Below are 17,164 nucleotides of genomic sequence, written 5' to 3'. Positions count from 1 at the left end.
CTCTCACAAAAGATGTTGTTGTTGTGATGGACGTGCAAAAAAATACACAATGACTCGTGGGAAAACGACATTTTGTGTCTTTTTCTCCGCTCAAACTTGCAATTAAGTGCCTTTTTGGCTTTTGCACAACTGGGTTAGTTAGGATATATGTAATGAAACAAGGACATCAGACAAATGATTTTCATCAACTTGTTTGCTGGACATCATAAATAACAGAGCAGCAGGTTGTTGAGAAGACTAACTTATAATTCCCAGGAGAATAATTATGGTGATTTCTAAAAAAACAGAATCTCAAAATGCAGTTATATCATTTCCTGTTTCCTATACAGACAAAGAGGCGATCGCTCAACTTGCTTCTAGTGATGGAGTTAATTCAGCCGACTTCATAGTATGTTGTGCTTTAAATAAACCTCTAGAGACAGCCAAAATGTACGATCTTGAAGTACAACAGTCATTTGAGGAAATGATCCTAAATGTTTATCAGTTATTAGGTTTAGCTAATGATTTATTTGTAGGTGAAGCTAAGGAACAACTACTCAATGCTCTTCAAGATTTAGCAAAAAATTTGAGTCAACTAGAAGCGCATATTTCTCAACGTTAGATGGATACTGTTGGCGAAATCTTAATTAAATTTTAACGTATACACAGAAAGCCTATTCTTGCTCCTATCTAAAGGTTTTTCTATCTGTTGTATGATGCTTGAGGAATTTTTCTACTTGACATAATCTAATAAAATATGAGATAATTTAATTTAGCTTTATTATTACTATTTAGCAATGCTATTTGAATGTAAAACTTAATTACACCCAAATAATCATCAGAAAACATTGCTAGAGCTAAAAATACTTTTCAAATAGGCTACAAAGTTTACAGGGCAAGGGTTTCGCATCTAAGAATCATATTTTTTATCCATTTGGGTTGGAGTCATTTTCAGGGTTTTGACCTATTTCCATTACCTATGTGGGGTTTTGGGTGATTTTTATCACTGGAAATATCAAAGTTTTACTGAATAATCATGTAGGTGGCCTCCTAGTAGGCAGTCCTATGGCTCCTAATACGTCTGATTTTTATCATTTTTTTAACTCCTAGTATTGAATATTGTTATGAAACCTAATTTTGCAGATTCTTACAAAATTACAGCTCTGACTATAATGCTTGGCACATTAGCAGCAGCACCCGCCAAATCTCAACCTATAACTCCTGCTAACGACGGCACCAACACAACTATTAATCAAAACGGTAATCAATTCAACATTGAAGGAGGAACTCGCAGTGGGGCTAACCTTTTCCATAGCTTTGACCAATTCAATGTCAATTCTGGCCAAACTGCCAACTTTGTTACCACCCCAGACACCAGCAACATTCTCGGTAGAGTTACAGGTGGAAATGCCTCTTATATTAATGGTCTCATCCAAGTCATCGGGGGTAATTCCAACCTCTTCTTAATGAACCCCGCAGGCATAATGTTTGGCCCGAATGCTAGCCTCAACATACCCGCCTCATTCAGTGTCACCACCGCCACAGGAATTGGTTTTGATAACAACAATTACTGGTTTAAGGCCATGGGTACAAATGATTATGCTAACTTAATCGGAGAACCCAGTGGTTATAGATTTAATGTATCTAACCCAGGTGCTATAGTTAACGAAGCCAATTTAACATTAAATCCTGGAGAAAACCTAACTTTTGTAGGTGGAACAGTCATCAACACTGGCCAACTATCCACCCCAGGGGGAAACATTACCATCGCAGCAGTAGAAGGTGGCAGCACCTTGAAAATATCTCAACCAGGACATGTATTAAGTTTAGAAGTACCCTCAACAACAGGAAATGAGTCAGAAACCGTAAGTATTACCCCCCAATCTTTGCCCGGACTTTTAACAGGTGGGAGTGAGATGAATGCCACATCCATAACTGTGAATGAAAGTGGGGAAGTGGTATTGACAGCTTCAAATACAGTGGTTGAGGATGTAGCAGGAACGGCGATCGCTTCTGGAAATATAGATGTTTCGATCCCCCCTAACCCCCCTTATGAAGGGGGGGATGAAACAAACGTCGGAGGTCAAGTAAATGTATTGGGAGATCGCGTAGCTCTGGTTGATACTAATATTAATGCTGATGGTTTAGATGGTGGAGGTACAGTATTAATTGGAGGCGATTCTCAAGAGAATAGCACAGTTTTTAATTCTCAACAAACTTCTGTTAATAGTGGCTCAAATATTTCTGCTAATGCTATTGAGAATGGAGATGGAGGAAGAGTAATAATTTGGTCTGATGGAACTACTAATTTTGACGGAAATATTAGTGCTAAAGGAGGAGAATTTTCTGGTAATGGAGGGTTTGTTGAAGTTACGGGAAAACAAGATTTAACATTTGATGGAAATGTGAATGTTACTGCAGCATTGGGAGAAGATGGAACAATATTTTCACAACCAGAAAGTGTGACGATAGGAGAGTCAGAAAATTCTGATACTTCACAAACAGGAGAAGATAATACTGAGGTAGAAACGACAGAAAATTCTGAAGTTGCTGAGGGTTCTGAAACGACAGAAACAGTAGAAAATAATACTGAGGTAGAAACGACAGAAAATTCTGAAATTGCTGATGGTTCAGAAACGACAGAAACAGAAGCAGTAGAAGATAATACTGAGGTAGAAACGACAGAAAATTCTGAAATTGCTGATGGTTCAGAAACGACAGAAACAGAAGCACCAATAGATCCTTTTGCTCAAGATGAGAATGCAGATGTGACAATTAGTGCAGAAAATATTGGGCAATTATCAGGGAATGTAATTTTAGAAGCTGACAATGATATAACAGTTAATGAAAAGATAGAAACTGATTCGTCTGTAGAATTAAAAGCAGGTCGTAGTATTAATATAAATGCGGATATTGATACATCAGTTGGGAATGGAAATATTGATTTACTTGGTAATAATGATGAGATGAATGTTGCTAACCGGAGTGAAGGGGCAGCTTCGATAAATCAGTTAGATGGAACGACGTTAAATGCTGGAAGTGGAACTATTAATATTCAGTTAGGAAATTTAGGAGAAGTAGGTGATATAAATTTGGCAAACTTAACTACAACAGGAGAGGTTTTAGTTAATGCTAATGGGGGAAATATTGCTAGAGTTTCTGAGAATTCTTTGATTAATGCCGGGAGTGTTTTATTTCAAACGAATGGCAGTGGGGGAATAGGTTTAACTGATGCACCTTTGCGGTTGGATGTGGAAAATTTAGAAGCGGTTAGTGGCAGTGGTGGGGTGTTTTTTGATGTAGGAAATGTGAATATTGGTGGTGTGAGTGAGGATGTGGATGGTATTGTTACTGCTGGAGGAGATATTGATATTAATAGTGATGGAGATGTAATGTTAGCAGAAAATATTTCTGCTGGGGATGCAGATATTAATTTAAGCGCTGACAATGATATAACAGTTAATGAAAAGATAGAAACTGATTCGTCTGTAGAATTAAAAGCTGGTGGAAGTATTAATATAAATGCGGATATTGACACATCAGTTGGGAATGGAAATATTGACTTACTTGGGAATAATGATGAGATGAATGCTGCTAACCGGAGTGAAGGGGCAGCATCAATAAATCAGTTAGACGGAACTATGTTAAATGCTGGAAGTGGATCTATTAATATTGAGTTAGGAAATTTAGGAGAAGTAGGAGATATAAATCTCGCAAATTTAACTACAACAGGGCAGGTTTTAGTTAATGCTAATGGGGGAAATATTGCTGGAGTTTCTAATAGTTCGACTATTAATGCAGGTAGTGTTTTGTTTCAAACAAGTGGCAGTGGCGGAATAGGTTTAATTGATGCGCCTTTGGAGTTAAATGTGGAAAATTTAGAGGCGGTTTCTGGTGAAGGTGGGGTATTTTTTGATGTAGGAAATGTGAATATTGGTGGTGTGAGTGAGGATGTGGATGGTATTGTTACTGTTGGAGGAGATGTTAAAATTGAGAGTGCAGGAGATGTGACTTTAACGGAGGCCATTTCTACTTCCTCTGAGGAGGATGGGGGAGATATAACGCTCTCGACTCAAATTGGTAATATCACGACAAAAGAGCTGAATTCCAGTGGTAACAATAATGGTGGCGATATCACACTCTCGACTCAGATTGGCAACATCACCACAGGAACTCAGAATACCGGTGGCAACGAGACTGCTGCTGGTGGTAATATAACGCTCTCGACTCAGACTGGTGACATCACCACAGAAGCGCTGGATTCTGGTGGCAACAATAATGGTGGTAACATCACGCTCTCGACTCAGATTGGTAACATCACCACAGGAAGCCAGAACACAGGTGGCAAGGAAACTGGTGGTAACATCATGCTCTCCACTAAGACGGGTAAGATAACTATAGAAGGGGTGAATTCTTCTTCAAATAACGGGACGGTGGGAGATATTTCTTTGTCTGGAACTGATATTTCTATAGGAGATGAATTTGATGATCGTTCTGGGGATGGGAATATTAAATTGGAGGCAACAAATGATATTACTATTGAGGATATAGAGGATGATGTCTTGGAATTTCAAGCAGGGGAGGGAAAAATAGAATTTCGGGCTGATGTGGATGGGGATGGAGTCGGTATTGTGGAGATGTTGGATAATGAGAAGGATACTATTAAGACTAATGGGCGGAATTTGACTATTACTGGTGCTGGTATTGTTTTGGGTGATATTGATACTTCTTACCCTAGGGATGGTGGAGATATAACTATCTCGACTCAAACTGGTGATATCACCACAGGATACCTCAATTCCTGGTCGCGTAATAGCAATGGTGGAGATATAACTATCTCGACTCAAACTGGTGATATCACCACAGAATACCTCAATTCCGGGTCGGTTTATGGCAATGTGGGAGATATAACTATCTCGACTCAGGATGGCGCTATCACCACAGGATTGCTCAGATCCTCATCGCGTGATAGCGATGGTGGAGATATAACTATCTCGACTCAAACTGGTGATATCACCACAGGATGGCTCAGTTCCTGGTCGTTTAATGGCAATGCTGGAGATATAACTATCTCGACTCAGGATGGCGCTATCACCACAGAATCGCTCAGTTCCGGGTCGTTTAATGGCAATGGGGGAGAGATGATGATATCAACTCAGGATGGTGATATCACCACAGGATCGCTGAGTTCCGGGTCGTCTGAGGGCAATGGGGGAGATATAACCATCTCGACTCAGGATGGCGCTATCACCACAGAATACCTCGAATCCGAGTCGTCTGAGGGCAATGGGGGAGATATAACGATATCGACTCATTCTGGTAATATCACTACAGAATCGATCGACTCCTCCTCGTCTGAGGGCAATGGGGGAGATATAACGATATCGGCTCAAACTGGTAATATCACCACAGGATCCCTGGATCTCTGGTCGTTTAGGGGGAATGGAGGAGAGACAACGATATCGACTCATGCTGGTGATATCACCACAGAAGGAAGCAATACCGGGTCGCTTTGGGGCAATTGGGGAGATATAACGATATCGACTCATTCTGGTGATATCACTACAGGATCCCTGGATTCCAGGTCGTTTAATGGCAAGGGGAGAGAGATAACGATATCGACTCATGCTGGTGATATCACTACAAGATCCCTGGACTCCAGGTCGTTTGGGGGCAATGGGGGAGAGATAACGATATCAACTCAAACTGGTGATATCACCACAGAGGCACTCCTATCCTCGTCGTCTCGGGGCAATGGAGGAGAGATAACGATATCAACTCAGACTGGTGATATCGCCACGAGAGGATTCGTCAATGCTGCGGGATCTCGTGGCGATGGGGGAGAGATAAAGATATCAACTCAGACTGGTGATATCACCACGAAGAGGCTTGTATCACCTGCGTTTAGGGGCAATGGGGGAGATATAACGATATCAACTCAGACTGGTGATATCACTGCAGACTTCCTGCATTCCTCGTCGTTTGATCGTAATGCGGGAGATATAACAATATCAACTCAGACTGGTGATATTACTGCAACACGAATTGATTCTGCGTTATTTCATACCGACGGGGTAGATCTTTCGTCTGAGGGCGATGCAGGAAATATAACGATCTCGGCTCAAGCTGGTGATATCAGGGTGCAGGCCCTCAATTCCTTATCGGCCAGGGGTAATGGGGGAGATATAACGATATCAACTCAGGCTGGTGATATCACCACAGGACCGCTCAATGCCAGGTCGTATGATGGCAATGGGGGCAATGGGGGAGATATAACCATCTCGACTCAGACTGGTAATTTCACCACAGAATCGCTCAATTCTCTTTCCTTTAGTGAATTTGGTAACTCAGGAGATGGAGGAACTATTACTTTGACTGCAGACACAATAAAATTCAACCCTCCAGAATTTGAAGATGCAGAACAACTAGAAATCAGAACATTCTCAGTAGGAGAAAACGGTTCCGGAAATGGTGGAGACGTTAACATTACCACCAACAACCTTACCAACGCAGAAATACTCACCCTATCTTCCGACAGAAATTCAGGAAAAGTAACAATAGAAAGTAAGTCACAAGGAAACCTTAAACTCAATGACTTATCTATTATTACCAGTAAACAAGTAAGTATACAAGTTGATCGGCGTAGAACAATAGAAGTAGACGTAGGAGCCACCGAAGGCCAATCTGGAAACGTCTCTATCCTCAGCAATGGCGACCTCAACCTCAACAACGTCACCATCGAAAGCGATAGCAAAGGTGACAACCCCGCTGGAAACGTTACCATTGAAAGCGAAGGTGGCGCGATAACATTTGACGACAGCAACATCCTCAGCACCACTAACGCCAAAGGAAACGCCGGAGAAATAACCCTCAAAACCCCCCAAGACATCGAACTCACCAACAACAGCAAACTTCAAGCCGACACCCAAGGTACAGGAACAGCAGGCAACATCAACATCGAAGCCGGAAACCTAAACCTAGACCAAAACACTAGCCTCACCACAGAAAGCAACAGCGCTGGAAAAGCAGGAGAGATCAGCATCAACTCCGAAACAGTAACTATAGGAGAGGGAGCAGAAATTAGTGCTACTGCCAAAGTAGGAGCTACAAGCGCACAAGAGGGAAGCATTAGCATCAGCACCAATGAACTCAACATTTCAGGCCAACTAGGAATATTCGCCGAAACCCAAGGCGAATCTCCCGCAGGCACCCTCACCCTCAAATCTTACAACGACAACCCAGATCTAGACATTAACTTTAGTAACAACGGTTTCATCTCAGCCTCCACCACCTCCACAGGTAACGGAGGTAACATTAATATTACTGCGCCAGAAACAATAGACATTACAGGAGACGGCAAAATCTCAGTTGAAACCACAGGAGCAGGAAAAGCAGGGAATATTAACATTGACACCCAAAACCTGACCCTGAGTGAAGGAGTCAATATATCCGCCGAAACCAACAGCGCTGGAGCAGCCGGAAACATAGAAATCAAATCCCCAACACTCACCATAGGAGAAAACACCTCCATCAGCGCCACAGCACTAGAAGGAGCAACCAACACAGAAGAAGAAGGCGGAAACATCAGGATATTTAGCAACACCCTCAACATCTCAGGAGAACTCGGAATATTCGCCGAAACTCAAGGAGAAGCACCAGCAGGTACTCTGACTATCAAACCATACAACGACAACCCAGACCTAGATATTAACTTCAGCAACTCAGGCTTCATTTCCGCCTCCACCACCTCCATAGGCAAGGGAGGTAACATTGATATTACTGCCCCAGAAACCATAGACATTACAGGAGACGGCAAAATCTCAGTTGAAACCACAGGAGAAGGCAAGGCAGGTGACATTAACATTGATACCCAAAACCTGACCCTGAGTGAAGGAGTTAGTATTTCGGCCGAAACCGACAGTGCTGGAGCAGCCGGAAATATAGAAATCAAATCTCCTCAACTCACCATCGGCGAAAACACACAAATTAGTGCCACAGCCAAAGAAAACTCCAGCAACACAGAAGAAGGTGGGGGAAATATTAGGATATTTAGTAATGAGCTGAACATTTCAGGGGAACTAGGAATATTTGCCGAAACTCAAGGAAATTCACCCGCAGGTACTCTTACTATCAAACCATACTCTGACAACCCAGACCTAGATATAACCTTCAGCAACTCAGGCTTCATCTCAGCCCGCACCACCTCCACAGGTGATGGAGGTAACATTAATATTACTGCCCCAGAAACCATAAACATTACAGGAGACGGCAAAATCTCAGTTGAAACCACAGGAGCAGGAAAAGCAGGGAATATTAACATTGACACCCAAAACCTGACCCTGAGTGAAGGAGTCAATATATCCGCCGAAACCAACAGCGCTGGAGCAGCCGGAAACATAGAAATCAAATCCCCAACACTCACCATAGGCAACAACACCTCCATCAGTGCCACAGCACTAGAAGGAGCCACCAACACAGAAGAAGGAGGTGGAAATATCAGGATATTTAGCAACACCCTCAACATCTCAGGAGAACTAGGAATATTCGCCGAAACTCAAGGAAATTCACCTGCAGGTACTCTTACCCTCAAACCATACAATGACAACCCAGACCTAGATATAACCTTCAGCAACTCTGGCTTTATCTCAGCCCGCACAACATCTATAGGTAGGGGAGGCAACATTGATATTACTGCCCCAGAAACCATAGACATTACAGGAGACGGCAAAATCTCAGTCGAAACCACAGGAGAAGGTGATGCAGGTACTATCAAAATCGACACTACTAACCTCACAATAACCGACGGCATAGACATTACAGCCTCCACCACAGCAGCAGGCGATGCAGGCAACATCAACCTAGAAGCTAACAATATTAATATACAAAACAACTCCGAAATACTAGCCTTTACAGAAGGAGATGGAAAGGGAGGCAACATTACAATAGAAGCCACAGAAACATTCAACCTAGACAGCAACACCCAACTCTCAGTAGAAACTAACAGCGCTGGAAAAGCTGGAGACATAAGCATCGACTCCCCCCAAGTCACCATAGGAGAAGGAGCAAAAATCAGTGCCACAGCAGGAGAAGAAGCCACCTACACAGAAGCAGGCGGAAACATCAGTATATTTAGCAACATCCTCAACATCTCAGGAGAACTAGGAATATTCGCCGAAACCCAAGGCAACTCACCCGCAGGCGCACTCGCACTCCAACCCTACAATGGTAGCCCAGACCTAGACATCAACTTCAACAACAACGGTTTCATCTCCGCCCGCACCACCTCCATCGGCAACGGAGGTAACATATCCCTCTTCGCCCCAGAAACCATAGATATTACAGGAGATGGAAAAATCTCAGTTGAAACCACAGGAGCAGGTGATGCAGGCATAATTGAAATTCTCACCCCAAACCTGACAATAACAGACAGTATAGATATTACCGCTACTACAACATCAACTGGAAGAGGAGGCGACATTTTAGTTGACGCTCAAGAAACCATCAATATTACAGGAGACGGAAAAATCTCCGTTGAAACAACAGGTACAGGAAATGCAGGCAAAATTGAAATAGACACAGGCAACCTCACAGTAGCCGATGAAGTAAAAATTACCGCCACCAGTACAGCAGAAGGAAAAGCAGGCAACATTGACCTAGAAGCCAGCAATATCAACATTCAAAACAACTCCCAAATATTAGCCTTCACAGAAGGAGAAGGAAGCGGAGGCAATATCAAAATAGAAGCCACAGAAACATTCAATCTAGACAACAATACCCAACTCTCAGTAGAAACCAACAGCGCAGGCAAAGCTGGAGATATAAATATTAACTCCCCTCTAATTAATATAGGAGAAGGAGCTAAAATTAGTGCCACAGCACTAGAAAATGCCACCAACATAGAAGAAGGCGGAAACATCAAGATATTTACCAACACCCTTAACATTTCTAGCCAACTCGGAATATTCGCCGAAACCCAAGGAGAGTCACGAGCAGGCTCCATCACTCTCAAGCCCTACCAAGACAACCCAGATCTAGACATCAACTTCAGCAACTCAGGCTTCATTTCAGCCCGCACCACCTCCACAGGTAACGGTGGAAATATAAATATTACTGCCCCAGAAACCATAGACATCACAGGAGACGGTCAAATATCAGTAGAAACCACAGGAGCAGGCAATGCTGGAACCATCGAAATTGAGACCCAAAACCTCACAATAGCTGATGGAATAAATATTACAGCTTCTACAACCGGAACCGGAAATGCAGGGGATATCAACATTGATACCAACAACTTTACCCTAGAAACAGGAACAAGCCTCACCACAGAAACAGACAGCAGTGGTAGCGCTGGAGATATTACCATCAAGTCTCCAACAGTCACCATAGGAGAGGGAGCAAAAATTAGTGCCACAGCACTCTTAAACGCCATCGATACAGAAAAAACAGGAAAGATAACTATCAACAGCAACCAACTTGACATCTCAGGAGAACTAGGAATATTCGCTGAAACCCAAGGCGAAGCCCCCGCAGGCAGCCTAACCCTCAAACCCTACAACGAAAACCCAGACATAGATATCAACTTCAGCAACTCTGGCTTCATCTCAGCTCGCACAACCTCCAGTGGTAATGGAGGTAACATTAAAATTACCGCACCAGAAACCATAGACATCCAAGGCAACGGCAAAATAACAGTAGAAACAGAAGGTACAGGCACAGCCGGAGAAATAAACATCCAAACCCAAAACCTGACAATAGCCGAAGGTACTACCATATCAGCAGCCACCTCCAACGACGGAGATGGAGGGGACATCAAAATCAACCCCACAGAAAAACTTGAACTAAACGGTAAAATAATCACAGAAACCACAAGCACCGGAGTAGGAGGCAACATCACCATCAACACAGGCTCCCTCACAACAGAAAACGGCATTATTTCAGCCCAAAGCACCGAAACAGCTACCGGAAAAGCCGGAGAAATAAAAATAACCGCCCAATCAAACATCACGACAGGCATCATCACCTCCTCAGCCAACAATAAAACAGAAGCAGCAGATGGAGGCCACATCAGCATCACCAGCCAACAAGGAGAAATCAACGCCACCCAACCAATTCAATCATTCTCAGAAAAAGGCAACGCCGGAGATGTCAGCCTCAACGCCCAAACCAACGTCACCACCAACATCATCAGTTCCCACGGCCAACAAAAAGGAGGTCAAATAAACATCACAGCCGAAACCGGAAACATAGACACCAGCAACGGCATCCTAGCCAACTATTCAGGAGGAGGCGACGGAGGAAACGTTACCTTAAATGCCCCCCAAGGAAACATTACCACCAGTAACATCTCCTCCTTTGCCGATGGTAACGGCGGTCAAATTAACATTAAAGCAGGAGGAGAAATCAACCTCACAGAAAACAGCAATATTATCTCCGCCTCAGAAGTTGCAACCGACAGTGAAACCGACAACCCAGGCCAAGGAGGAGATATAACATTAGAAGCAGGCAGTAACATTAATACCACCACAGCCAGAATATATTCCGGTGCCAACATTGGCGACACAGGAAAAATAGAAATTACAGCCGAGAGTACCATAGAAACAGGTCAAATAGACCTAGCATCAGGCTTCGTCAGAGAAAGACTAGAATTCAACGACAACAATAACTTCACCCTCATACCCAAACCAGAAGGAGAAGCCACCCAAGGCTTTGCCGGAGACATCAGTATCAAGAGCAACAACGGCACAATAGACACCACCGCCAGCACGATTAACTCCCGCTCCCCAGACGGCTCCGGCAAAATAACCATAGAAGCCCTAGGCAACATAACCACAGGCAAACTAGAAGCCAGCGCCCTCAATACAACCAAACCCACCACAGGAGGAGATATTACCATCACCAGCCAACAGGGTAAAATTACCGCTACCCAAGCCATAGAAACATTCTCAGAACAAGGAACAGCCGGAAGTGTAAACATAGACGGAGCAGGCCACGTTGAAATCAACACCATACTATCTCAGGGAACTCAACAGGGTGGAGATATTACAATTCATAGTAGCAGTGAGAATAGTATAGATGCTCAAGGAGACTTAAACACATTTTCCACAGAAGGAACAGCCGGAAATATTACCCTGACATCCCCAGGCAGCATAACCATTAGAGGCATTCGTTCCGAAGGACTGCAACAGGGAGGAGATGTCACAATAGAGAGTGGAATAGGTAATATAGATGCCACCGGAGGAGATATAGACTCTTTCTCAGAGCAAGGAATAGGAGGCGACGTACAACTTAATGCCTCAGAAAGCGTCAACCTAGCCAACGTATCATCTTATGGTATGACAGAAAGTGGAGACTTAACCATTCAAAGCCAGACAGCAGAGGTAAACACAGAGAATGTGACAACAGAAGCTCCAGAGGGAAGTAGTGGCAGTATTATAATCAACGGCACAGAAGTAGGCACAGGAGATTTGAGTTCCATCGGTACAACGAGCGCAGGTGAGATTAACGTTGAAGCAACAGATGGTTCAATAGATACTTATGATGTCGAAATCAAATCTGAGGGTACAATAGGCATTTTAAAGCTACGAGCAACAGAAGACGTTGAGACAGGAGATATTACTCAAGAAGCAGGAGAAGGAGACGCGAATACAGATATTTCATCAGGGGGAGACCAAACCACAGGAGATATTAATCAAACTGCTGAGGAGGATACGACTAATAATCAAACCTCAGAGGGTGACATAACCACAGAAGATATTAATCAAACTGCAGGTAATGATGCTACTAATAATCAAACCACAGGTGGAGACATAACTACAGATGATAGTAGTAACAACATAGCCACAGGTGGAGACATTACCACAGGAGATATTAACCAAAATGCAGGTGATGATGCTACCAATAATCAAACTACAGGTGGAGACATAACTACAGATGATAGTAGTAACAACATAGCCACAGGGGGCGACATCAGCACAGGAGATGTCAACCAAACCGCAGGTAACGATGCCACTAACAACCAAACCACAGGTGGAAATATTACTACAGACACTACTACCAATACCACAGACACCACCACTAACATAGCCACAGGTGGCAACATAAGTACAGGAGATGTCAACCAAACCGCAGGTAATGACACTACCAATAATCAAAACACAGGTGAAAATATCACCACTACAGATACTACTACCAACGAAACAGACGGAGGCAACCTTACCACTACAGACACCACCACTAACATAGCCACAGGTGGAGACATAAATACAGGAGATGTCAACCAAAATGCAGGTAACAATGCCAGCAATAATCAAAACACAGGTGAAAATATCACCACTACAGATACTACTACCAACGAAACAGACGGAGGCAACCTTACCACTACAGACACCACCACTAACATAGCCACAGGTGGAGACATAAATACAGGAGATGTCAACCAAAATGCAGGTAACAATGCCAGCAATAATCAAAACACAGGTGAAAATATCACCACTACAGACAACACCAATATTCAAACAGATGGGGGCAATGTAACTACTACAGATACCACCACCAACATAGCCACAGGTGGTAACATAACCACAGGAGATGTTAACCAAAATGCCCAGGATGACACTACCAATAATCAAAACACAGGTGGAAATATAGCTACTACGGACACCACCAATATTCAAACAAACGGAGGCAACGCAACTACCACAGACACCACCACCAACATAGCCACAGGTGGTAACATAATCACAGGAGATGTTAACCAAACCGCAGGTAACGATGCCACCAACAACCAAACCACAGGTGGAAATATTACCACCACAGAAACTACTACCAACGAAACAAACGGAGGAAACTTTACCACCACAGAAAATACTACCAACATAGCCACAGGTGGAAATCTCAATACAGGAAATGTTACTCAAAATGCCCAGGGTGACACTACCAATAATCAAACCACAGGTGGAAATATAGCCACCACAGACACTACCAATATTCAAACAGATGGAGGCAACCTCACCACCACAGAAAATACTACCAACATAGCCACAGGTGGAAATCTCAATACAGGAAATGTTACTCAAAATGCCCAGGGTGACACTACCAATAATCAAACCACAGGTGGAAATATAGCCACCACAGACACTACCAATATTCAAACAGATGGAGGCAACCTCACCACCACAGAAAATACTACCAACATAGCCACAGGTGGAAATCTCAATACAGGAGATGTTAACCAAACTTCAGGTAATGACACTACCAATAATCAAACCACAGGTGGAAATCTTAACACCACAGACACTATTAATATTCAGACCAATGGTGGTGATATTACCACAAATAATACAACTAATATTCAAGCTACAGGTGGCAACATCAACACAGGAGATATAAACCAAAATGCCCAGAGTGATGCCATCAACAATCAAAGTACAGGTGGCAACTTAAGCACCAATGATACCATTAATATTCAAACAGGGGGTGGCAATATCACTACCACTGAGATGACTAACATTCAAGTGATAGGTGGCGATATCACCACAGAAAATATCACTCAAACTGCTGGGAATGATGCCATCAATAGACAAACCACAGGAGGTAACTTCACCAGCAACGATACCATTAACATTCAAACAGATGGTGGCAACATCACCACCAATAACAATACCAATATTGCTCTTGCAGGTGGGGACATCACCACAGGAAATATCAACCAAACTGCAGGAAATAATACTACCAATATACAAACTACAGGTGGTATCTTCACCAACAATGATACAGTCAATATTCAAACCACAGGGGGTATCCTCACCAACAATGACACAACCAATATTCAAGCAACATTTGGGGACATAACTACAGAAAATATCACTCAAACTGCTGGCAATGATGCCACTAATATTCAAGCAACATTTGGGGACATAACTACAGGAAATATCACTCAAACTGCTGGCAATGATGCCACTAATATTCAAATTGCTGGTGGTAATCAAAATATCGGCAATGTGACTCAAAATGCAGGAAATAATGCCACCAATATTCAAACCGCCGGTGGCCAGCAAAATATCGGCAATGTGACTCAAAATGCAGGAAATAATGCCACCAATATTCAAACCGCCGGTGGCCAGCAAAATATCGGCAACGTGACTCAAAATGCAGGAAATAATACTACCAATATTCAAACCGCTGGTAGCCAACAAAACCTAGGAGAAATTAATCAAAATTTTGGTAATGAATCAATCAATATTCAGAGCCAAGAAACCAATCAAAATATCAGCCAGATATCAGTCAATCTTAATGATACAACCCCCAGTAACAACAACCAAACTACAAATACTGGCACTGCCAAAGAACAAACAGAAGAGTCTGTCAACAACATCACCCAAACTCAACAAATATTAAAGATAATTGATACTGTTAATACCAAACCTATAACAGTAGCCACAGGTTCAGACCAAGTAATAATGATGTTAGAAGAAAACCGGATCAAAGAATTTTCAGATTACTTTGGAGAAGACTTAGCCGAAAAATTGGTTAATACAAAAAACGTCAGAGATATCTTGACAGACATGGCTGCTCAAACAGGAAAAGAATCGGCTGTTGTTTATATTAATGCTTATAGAGACCAATTACAAATCATATTATTTACCAAAGACAGTCAGCCAATTATCAAAACAATTCCCGAAGCTAAACGGAAAAAACTTATGAAATCTGTCTTGAAGTTGCGCGGTCAAATTACAAATCCCGCCCGTCGTAATACTAAGAGCTATCTACCACTAGCACAACAATTATATGATTGGCTCATCGCACCTATAGCACCAGAATTAGCAGCAGCAAATATCGACACTTTACTATTTAGTATGGATGAAGGTTTACGAACTTTACCTGTTGCAGCATTACATGACGGAGAAGAATTTCTGATAGAAAAATATAGTATTAGTCTGATTCCTAGTGTGAGTTTAATGGATACTAATTATCGCCCACTTCAAGATACCCAAGTATTAACAATGGGAGCCAGTGAATTTCTGGAAAAAGAGCCATTACCAGCAGTACCTGTAGAGATAGAAACTATCTCCGAAAAGTTATGGCAAGGTAATATGTTCCTCAATGAAAACTTCACTCGCAATAACTTGTTAAATGAACGAAAAAAATATCCTTATCCAATTATTCATTTAGCTACTCATGCTGATTTTCTACCGGGAACAGCTAGCAACTCTTATATTCAGTTGTGGGGGAGTGAACAAATCAAGTTAGACCAAATTAGGCAGTTAGGTTGGAATGAACCTGCGGTAGAGTTGTTAGTATTGTCAGCTTGTCGCACTGCTATAGGAGACAGAAATGCGGAATTAGGGTTTGCCGGATTAGCAGTAGCAGCAAGAGTGAAGTCAGCTTTAGCTAGTTTGTGGTATGTGAGCGATGAGGGTACATTGGGGTTAATGACAGAGTTTTATACTCATTTGAATAATGCTAAGATTAAAGCAGAAGCACTACAACAGGCGCAGTTAGCAATGTTGCGTTCTGAGGTAGTGATTGTAGATGGGGAGTTAAGGGGAAGTGGAGCGCGTGGTACAGTGGTGTTACCATCGGCATTAGGAAAGTTTGGCACTCAAGATTTATCTCATCCTTATTATTGGGCGGGTTTTACTATGGTTGGTAGTCCTTGGTGATTGAATAAGGAGTCAGGAGACAGCAATCTTTGTTCCTGGGGATTTCCCCCTATTTAGGGTTTGCTGAAAAAGTCTTATGATATCATGTCCGCTTGAATACTTCTACTTTGGTAGAAGGAAAGCACAGAGCAGAAGACAGAAGGTTTTCTTGCAATTGTGATTTAATTCTATACACGCTCCGATGCTACCGGACATGAGATTATATCAAATCTGGTAGCATTGGTGTAATTTAGATAAGGAGACAGGAGACAGGAGACAGGAGGTGCCCAGGCGCGAAGTTACCAGGGAAGACAATTTAGATCTTGACTCAGGAGGTGCCCAGGCGCAAAGTTAGCAGGGGAGAGAATTTAGAAAGATTTGGCAATGACACGAAGATGGAACATTTTTTTATACCGAATTAACCGGATTTGATATCATTTTAAAGATGTCACAAATAATTTCCAACTTTAGATGTGAAATTATTTCCTGAAATTACTTTAACGTCAGAGTTTTGAGCCGATCGAATATTAATGCATGACTTTTGT

General features: G+C 42.5%; 2 protein-coding genes. Both read left to right on the top strand.

The annotated features are described in order from the left end of the window. Window positions 1–265: 265 nt before the first annotated feature. Window positions 266–601 (top strand): hypothetical protein, encoded by a 336-nt coding sequence (locus ACP6PM_RS18740; protein ID WP_426587244.1) that lies wholly within the window; start codon window positions 266–268, stop codon window positions 599–601. Window positions 602–1,103: 502 nt separating this feature from the next. Next, on the top strand, window positions 1,104–16,640 hold the full coding sequence (locus ACP6PM_RS18735) for a CHAT domain-containing protein (RefSeq protein WP_426587242.1): 15,537 nt from the start codon (window positions 1,104–1,106) through the stop codon (window positions 16,638–16,640). Window positions 16,641–17,164: the final 524 nt, after the last annotated feature.

It is taken from the genome of Dapis brunnea BLCC-M229, from assembly GCF_050015995.1.
In the GTDB taxonomy this organism is placed as follows: domain Bacteria; phylum Cyanobacteriota; class Cyanobacteriia; order Cyanobacteriales; family Microcoleaceae; genus Trichodesmium.
This window is presented reverse-complemented; position numbering and strand designations above follow the sequence as displayed.